Origin of the sequence: Erwinia artemisiae (assembly GCF_051400835.1) — a bacterium.
Classification (GTDB): Bacteria; Pseudomonadota; Gammaproteobacteria; order Enterobacterales; family Enterobacteriaceae; genus Erwinia; species Erwinia aeris.
Genome location: NZ_JBLFFM010000005.1, coordinates 299,794 through 307,070, shown reverse-complemented (window position 1 = coordinate 307,070; position 7,277 = coordinate 299,794). Strand labels below are relative to the sequence as shown.

Below are 7,277 nucleotides of genomic sequence, written 5' to 3'. Positions count from 1 at the left end.
CAAGTGTAAAACGTCATAATGAATTTCATTATGTGTTCACTCTTAAGACTTGATATTTTTTTGCGTCCGGAGACGCTTGATATCAATCCTGCGAGTGCCCACACAGATTGTCTGATAAATTGTTAAAGAGCGTTGCGGCCAGTGCTTTCGCTTCCTGCCGCGAGGTGGCGTATATTACGCTTTCCTCCTTCAGAGTCAACCACTTTTTCAGAAGTTTTCTCCGGCGATTCAGCTTCCTGAACCTTCTGACCCGGTGACCGTCAGGCCGTTGTTCCGTGTCAGTGGAGGCGCATTATAGGGAGTTTCTGACGGCTGACAAGCGTTTCTGTAAAAAAAACTTCCGACCGTTTCTTTTTTCAACAAAGGAACAATAAACGTACTTTTTAAGGTTATTTAACCCGCAAATTGCCCCGAATTCTCTTTTATATCCATCACAATCACCGGCCTGCCGATGCTATTCTTTTTACTTCGCAGGATTTTCCTGTCGGTAATAACGACTGAGAAGGATGCCCAATGATAAAATCCGCGCGCAGTATGGCCGGACTTCCGTGGATTGCCGCCATGGCTTTCTTTATGCAGGCGCTTGATGCCACGATATTGAATACTGCACTTCCCGCCATCGCCTTAAGCCTTAACCGTTCGCCCCTCGCCATGCAATCTGCTGTTATCAGCTATACCCTGACCGTCGCTATGCTGATCCCGGTCAGCGGCTGGCTGGCGGATCGCTTTGGCACCCGGAAAGTTTTTATCGCTGCCGTTTCTTTATTTACGTTGGGTTCGCTGGCCTGTGCGCTTTCCGGCTCTTTAACTATGCTGGTTCTGTTCAGGATAGTGCAGGGGATTGGCGGCGCGATGATGATGCCCGTGGCCAGGCTGGCGCTGTTAAGAGCCTATCCGCGTAGCGAGCTGTTGCCCGTACTGAACTTTGTGACGATGCCAGGCCTGGTCGGTCCGGTGCTGGGCCCGCTGCTTGGCGGCGTACTGGTCACCTGGGCGAGCTGGCACTGGATCTTCCTGATTAATATTCCGGTAGGCGTTCTCGGTATCTTCTATGCCCGCAAATATATGCCGGACTTCACCACGCCGAAACGCCGCTTTGATTTTACCGGCTTTGTGCTCTTTGGGATTGGCCTGGTGATGCTCTCCAGCGGCATCGAGCTGTTCGGCGAAAAAATAGTCGCCAGCAGCATAGCGCTGGCGGTAACCAGCGGCGGCATTCTTCTGCTTCTTCTTTATATAGCTCATGCACGCCGTCATCCGACGCCGCTGATCCCGCTCCCCATGTTTAAGACGCGCACCTTCTCGGTCGGCATCTTAGGCAATATCGCTTCGCGCCTCGGTACAGGCTGTATTCCCTTCCTGATGCCGCTGATGCTCCAGGTTGGCTTTGGTTATACCGCCATTCTGGCTGGCTGCATGATGGCGCCTACCGCTCTGGGTTCAATCCTGGCGAAATCAACGGTAACGCAGGTGCTGCGCTGGTTCGGCTATCGCAAAACGCTGACGGGGATCAGCGTCATTATTGGCGTGCTGATCGCCAGCTTCGCGCTACAGTCGCCTGCGGCCAGTCTGGCGCTCCTGCTGCTGCCGTTATTTGTGCTGGGAATGGCAATGTCTACCCAGTTTACCGCGATGAATACCATTACGCTGGCAGACCTTAACGACAGCAACGCCAGCAGCGGCAACAGTATGCTGGCCGTCACCCAACAATTGGCTATCAGCTTTGGCGTGGCGGTCAGCGCGGCGGTACTGCGTTTTTATAGCAATTTTGACGGCACCACTGTCGATCACTTCCACGCCACTTTCCTGACGATGGGCGTGGTAACGGTGTTTTCCGGCCTGGTCTTTATGCTGCTGAAGCCAGGCGACGGCCGGCATCTGATTGCCGACCGGGAAAAGCGGAAAAAACGCGCCTAGCGTTCCGCCACCGAACCGCGTTCGATCAGTTCCGGCGTCAGCACCAGCAGCTGCTGGCTGGCGTCGGGATCGGCAAAACGGTGGATCAACGTATCAATAGCCAGTTCGCCCAGTTCGTCTTTGGGCTGGTGAATGGTGGTTAACGGCGGCGTCATATAACGGGCAAGCTCGATATCGTCATAGCCGATCACCGCCATATCTTCAGGCACCGACAGTCCCGCCTGATAAAGAGAATGGTAAACGCCAACGGCCATCGCATCGTTACTGGTGAATACCGCCTGCGGTCGAGGGCTCAATGCCAGCAGCTGATTCATAGCGTGATAGCCGCCCTGAAATTCAAAGTCGCCGCTGACCACATACTCCTCAGGCACGGCTAATTCCGCCTGCTGCATAGCCTGATAAAAGCCGTTAAGCCGCAAACGCGCCGGCGTCTTGTCCTGCGGCCCGGCGATACAGGCAATGCGGGTATAGCCGCGCGAAATCAGAAAACGGGTCGCCAGTTCGCCGCCCAGCAGCGAGTTGTCCTGAATAATGTCGCTGCCGCCTTCAAAGGGCGACCAGTCCATCATCACGATAGGAATAGAAGGATAGCGATTAAGGATCTCGGGAGAGGGAAGATGACTTTCGGTGCACATGATCAGTAAACCGTCGACGCGCTTTTGCAGCAGCGTTTCCAGACTGCGGTTCATTCTGTCCTCGTCGCCTTCGGTGTTGCACAGCACCAGGCTGTAGCCGCGTTCATAACAGCTTCTTTCCACGCCGCGCACCACTTCCGAATAGAAGGGGTTGCTGCTGGCGGTAAGCAGCATCCCTATCGTGTGCGTCTGATTGAGTTTAAGGCTGCGCGCCAGCGCAGAAGGGGCGTAGTTCAGCGCAGTAATCGCCGCAGTAACCTTTTCCTTCACCGCCTCGCTGACGAAGCGGTTTTTGTTGATGACATGGGAAACCGTAGACGTCGATACGCCCGCCAGACGAGCGACATCTTTCATTGTGGGCACGGGCTACTCCTGCTGCTGTAAAAAGCGATCGGTCTCTTCACGCCAAGGCACCGAAGGCTGCGCGCCGGATCGCGTGACGGCAATTGCCGCCGCCGCATGGGCAAAACGCACGGCCTGCGGTAACGGCTTGCCTTCCAGCAGCGCGGTCATCAGCGCGCCGTTAAAGGTATCGCCTGCGGCGATAGTATCGACGGCCTGCACCTTGAATCCTGAGATGCGCTCGCCTTTACCCGCTTCGCTTAGCCATACGCCACGGCTGCCCAACGTAATCAACACGCTGTGGATGCCTTTATCGTGCAGCACCGATGCCGCGCGCGCCGCGTCTTCATCGGAGGCAACGGCCACGCCGGTGAGGATTTCCGCTTCGGTTTCGTTCGGCGTAATCATATCCACCAGCGCCAGCAGCTCGTCCGGGAGCGGCATGGCCGGCGCAGGATTGAGGATGACTTTGGTCTGATGCTGACGGGCGATTTTTGCGGCGGCCAGCACGCTTTCAAGCGGAGATTCCAGCTGCATCAGCAGGGCATCCGCGTTTTCAACGATCTTCCGCTGTTTTTCGACCAGAGCGGGCGACAGCGCGGCGTTCGCGCCAGCATGGATAGCAATGCTGTTTTCGCCCTCATCATTAACGAAGATCAGCGCCACGCCGGTAGATTCGCCAGCGATGACCTCCACCGGCGCAATATCGATATGGTCTTCCGCCAGCTGCTGACGGATACGCTGGCCGATATCGTCGTCGCCCACGCAGGCGATAAAAGCGATATCCGCACCGCTGCGTCCGGCCGCGACGGCCTGATTGGCGCCCTTGCCGCCGAAAGCGATCTGGTATTGCTTACCGATCACCGTTTCACCGGGACGGGGGAAGGAGGTCAGATTAAGAATATGGTCTGCGTTGATGCTGCCGAGCACGGCCAGCCTGCCGGTTTTATTCATGGGAGCGTCCAGAAAAAGGCGCCACCTGCAAGAGGTGGCGCGTGCCATGCTTTTCTTTGATTTATTTAGTGACCAGCTTCAGGTCAACGGGATTGATAGCCTGAACCTGCTGGCCCTTCAGCACTTTATCAGCGGTTTGCACGCCGATAACGCCGATTTGCTCCGGCTGCTGCGCCACGGTGGCAGCGAGTTTGCCGCCCTGCACGGCTTTTACGCCGTCCGCAGTGCCGTCGAAGCCGACTACTACCACATCAGATTTGCCCGCCGTTTGCAATGCGCGCATCGCACCTAATGCCATTTCATCGTTCTGCGCAAACACCGCCTGCACATCCGGATGGGCCGTCAGCAGGTTCTGCATCACGTTCAGGCCCTTGGTGCGGTCAAAATCTGCGGGCTGGCTGGCAAGGATAACAAATTTATGCGCATCGGCTGCCGTTTTGAAGCCTTCGCCACGTTCGCGAGCGGCGGACGTCCCGGCAATCCCGGCCAGCTCAATGATTTTAGCCTGGTCGCCGATGCGTTTCGCAATATAGTCGCCCGCCATTTTGCCGCCCAGGCGGTTGTCGGACGCGACGTGGCTGACGACTTTGCCCTGAGCAGCCACGCGATCCAGCGTGATCACCGGGATATTGGCCTGATTCGCCATTTTTACCGCGTTGCCTACCGCATCGGAATCGGTCGGGTTAATCAGCAGCAATTTTGTGCCGCGCACCGCAAGATCCTGCACGTTGGCCAGCTCTTTTGCCGGATTGTTCTGCGAATCCAGCACCACCAGGTTGTAGCCCAGCTTGTCCGCTTCTTTCTGGGCACCCTCTTTTAACGAAACGAAAAACGGGTTGTTCAGCGTGGAAACTACCAGCGCGAGCGTCTCTTTCGCCATCGCGTTGGCGCTGAGCGTTGCGCCGAGCAGCACGGCCAGCGCCGTCATTTTAGTCATTTTCATTTTCGATTCCTGTAGGGTTATTTTTTGTTATCCACCAGCACCGCCAGCAGGATCACGACTGCTTTAACGATCATCTGGTAATAGGAAGAAACGCCAAGCAGATTCAGGCCGTTATTAAGGAAGCCCAGGATCAGCGCGCCGACCAGCGTGCCCATGATGCGTCCTTTGCCGCCTGCCAGACTGGTGCCGCCCAGCACCACCGCCGCGATGGCGTCCAGCTCGTAGCCGGTGCCCGCCGTAGGCTGAGCGGAAGAGAGTCGCGCCACCTCAATGGTGCCCGCCAGCGCCGCCAACATGCCGCTCAGCGCATAGACCGTGATTTTGACGCGGCTGACGCTGATGCCGGAAAGGCGAGTAGCCGCTTCATTGCCGCCAAGCGCATAGATATAACGGCCCAGGCGAGTATGGTGCAGCATGTACCACGCCAGCAGGAAGGTCAGCGCCATCAGCCAGACCGGCGTGGGAATACCCAGCGGCCGTCCGATACCAAACCAGCCAAACAGATCGGCATTATCGCTGAAGCCGGTATTCACCGGGCTGCCGTTGGTATAAACCATGGTCGCGCCGCGCAGCAGCAGCATCATGACCAGCGTGGCGATAAACGCCTGCACTTTGCCCTTTGCCACTATGGTGCCGGTTATCGCGCCAATCAGCGCCCCCAGCGCCAGCGAGGCCGCCACCGCGACCAGCGCGTTAACCTCTATACCAACCAGCGAAGCACCCACTGCGCCGGTCAGCGCCAGCAGCGACCCTACGGACAGATCGATGCCTGAAGTCAGGATCACCAGCGTCATGCCGACGGCCATAATGGCGTTGACGGAAGTCTGCTGCAGAATGTTGAACATATTGTTCAGGGTAAAGAAATTGGGGCTCTGACTGGCGACGACGGCAATCAGCACCACCAGCGCAATCAGCGATTTTTGTTCCAGCAGCCAGGCTTTGCCGCGGCTGGCCTGTAGGGTTTGAGTACTCATGGTGTGACCAACTCCGCGCTATGTTGCTTGCCGACCGCCGCCGCCATCAGGCGTTCCTGCGTGGCCTGTTCAATGGGGAAATCGCCGCTCAGGCGGCCTTCGTGCATGACCAGCACGCGATCGCTCATGCCCAGCACTTCCGGCATTTCTGAGGAAACAAGAATGATGCTCAGCCCCTCTTGTTTAAACTGATTGATTAACTGGTAGATCTCTTTCTTGGCGCCCACGTCCACGCCGCGCGTCGGCTCATCCAGAATCAGCACCTTAGGCCGCGTCATCAGCCCGCGCGCAATAGCGACTTTCTGCTGGTTGCCGCCGGATAAAAGCCCGATCGGCTGCATCATCGAGGGCGTTTTTACGTTGAACAGCTTGATAAAATCGCTGACCGCCAGCTGCTCTTCGGCATGTTTTAACCGCCCGCCGCCGTGGCTGAAGTAGTCGAGCGCGGTTAAAGACATGTTTTCTTTTACCGACATGCCGAGCACCAGCCCGTCGCGTTTGCGATCTTCAGAGATATAAACGATGCCGTTACGCAAGCCCTCTTCCGGCGTGCGCGTCGTTACCGTTTTACCGTCGAGCGTGACGCTGCCGCCGCTGCGTGGAAAAGCGCCGTACAGCACCTTCATCAGTTCGGTACGGCCCGCGCCCATCAGTCCCGCTACGCCCAGGATCTCGCCCTGACGCAGTGAAAAGCTGACGTCGTTTACGCCCGGCCCGCTAAGGTTTTTCACGGTTAAGCGCACGTCGCCCGGGGCTTTGTTCAGGCGCGGATACTGCTCTTCCAGCCTGCGGCCCACCATCATTTCAATCAGCGCTTCTTCGTTCAGCGTATCGACCGCTCTTTCGGCGATAAACTGCCCGTCGCGAAACACGGTGACGTCATCGCAGATTTCAAAAATCTCTTTCATGCGGTGCGAGATATAAACGATGCCGCAGCCCTGCGCTTTCAGCTCCCGGATAACGCGAAACAGCGAGGCCGTTTCGGTATCGGTCAGCGCATCGGTGGGTTCATCCATCACGATGACTTTTGACTCAAAGCTCAGCACCTTGGCGATTTCGACCATTTGCTGGTCGCCGATCGACAGGTCGCCGACCAGTTTATGGCTGTTGAAACGCAGGTTCAGCCGCTGTAACAGCTTGTCCGCTTCCGCATAAAGCTTTTTCCAGCGGATGCCGCCGAAAGCGTTAACGAATTCGCGGCCTAAAAAGATGTTCTCCGCCACGCTAAGCTGCGGGATCAGATTCAGCTCCTGATGAATGATGCCAATACCCGCTTCCTGCGACGCTTTCGGCCCGCTGAAGTTAACCTCTTCGCCCAGCCATTTAATGGAGCCGGCGTCGCGGGCATAGATACCGGTCATCACTTTCATCATGGTAGATTTTCCGGCGCCGTTTTCGCCCACCAGCGCCATCACGCGGCCGGGGTAAACCGCCAGCGAAGCGCCGGACAGCGCTTTGACGCCGGGAAAGGCTTTTTCAATGCCCTGTAGTTGCAGTAAAGGTTGCATGACG

The 7,277-nt window shown here is 57.0% G+C and carries 6 protein-coding genes; 1 reads left to right on the top strand and 5 read right to left on the bottom strand.

Going from position 1 to position 7,277, the window contains the following annotated elements:
* The first annotated feature begins 513 nt into the window (after window positions 1-513).
* Window positions 514-1,917, top strand: a complete 1,404-nt coding sequence (gene mdtD / locus ACMGEE_RS14140; protein WP_301251609.1) for a multidrug transporter subunit MdtD — start codon at window positions 514-516, stop codon at window positions 1,915-1,917.
* On the opposite strand, the gene rbsR is transcribed toward mdtD, so the two are convergent.
* From rbsR to rbsA, 5 genes are all read right to left on the bottom strand, one after another.
* Entirely contained in the window at window positions 1,914-2,915 is a 1,002-nt protein-coding gene (gene rbsR / locus ACMGEE_RS14135) for a ribose operon transcriptional repressor RbsR (RefSeq protein WP_369895303.1), read from the bottom strand. The genes mdtD and rbsR overlap by 4 nt on opposite strands.
* A 3-nt stretch (window positions 2,916-2,918) precedes the next feature.
* On the bottom strand, window positions 2,919-3,848 hold the full coding sequence (gene rbsK / locus ACMGEE_RS14130) for a ribokinase (RefSeq protein ID WP_253456907.1): 930 nt from the start codon (window positions 3,846-3,848) through the stop codon (window positions 2,919-2,921).
* A gap of 61 nt (window positions 3,849-3,909) precedes the next feature.
* Entirely contained in the window at window positions 3,910-4,791 is an 882-nt protein-coding gene (gene rbsB, locus ACMGEE_RS14125; protein WP_253456904.1) for a ribose ABC transporter substrate-binding protein RbsB, read from the bottom strand.
* A 17-nt stretch (window positions 4,792-4,808) separates the two neighbouring features.
* Window positions 4,809-5,765: a ribose ABC transporter permease gene (rbsC, locus tag ACMGEE_RS14120; RefSeq protein WP_125289154.1), complete on the bottom strand. Its 957-nt coding sequence runs from the start codon at window positions 5,763-5,765 to the stop codon at window positions 4,809-4,811.
* Window positions 5,762-7,273 (bottom strand): ribose ABC transporter ATP-binding protein RbsA, encoded by a 1,512-nt coding sequence (gene rbsA / locus ACMGEE_RS14115; RefSeq protein ID WP_436830230.1) that lies wholly within the window; start codon window positions 7,271-7,273, stop codon window positions 5,762-5,764. The genes rbsC and rbsA overlap by 4 nt, the downstream gene beginning before the upstream one ends.
* Between the last annotated feature and the right edge of the window lie 4 nt (window positions 7,274-7,277).

What these genes read in the sequence shown, in the direction of transcription:
- mdtD (WP_301251609.1), top strand. Translation starts at nt 514, where the DNA reads ATGATAAAATCCGCGCGCAGTATGGCCGGACTTCCGTGGATTGCCGCC.
- rbsK (WP_253456907.1), bottom strand. Translation starts at nt 3,848, where the DNA reads ATGAATAAAACCGGCAGGCTGGCCGTGCTCGGCAGCATCAACGCAGAC.
- rbsB (WP_253456904.1), bottom strand. Translation starts at nt 4,791, where the DNA reads ATGAAAATGACTAAAATGACGGCGCTGGCCGTGCTGCTCGGCGCAACG.
- rbsC (WP_125289154.1), bottom strand. Translation starts at nt 5,765, where the DNA reads ATGAGTACTCAAACCCTACAGGCCAGCCGCGGCAAAGCCTGGCTGCTG.
- rbsA (WP_436830230.1), bottom strand. Translation starts at nt 7,273, where the DNA reads ATGCAACCTTTACTGCAACTACAGGGCATTGAAAAAGCCTTTCCCGGC.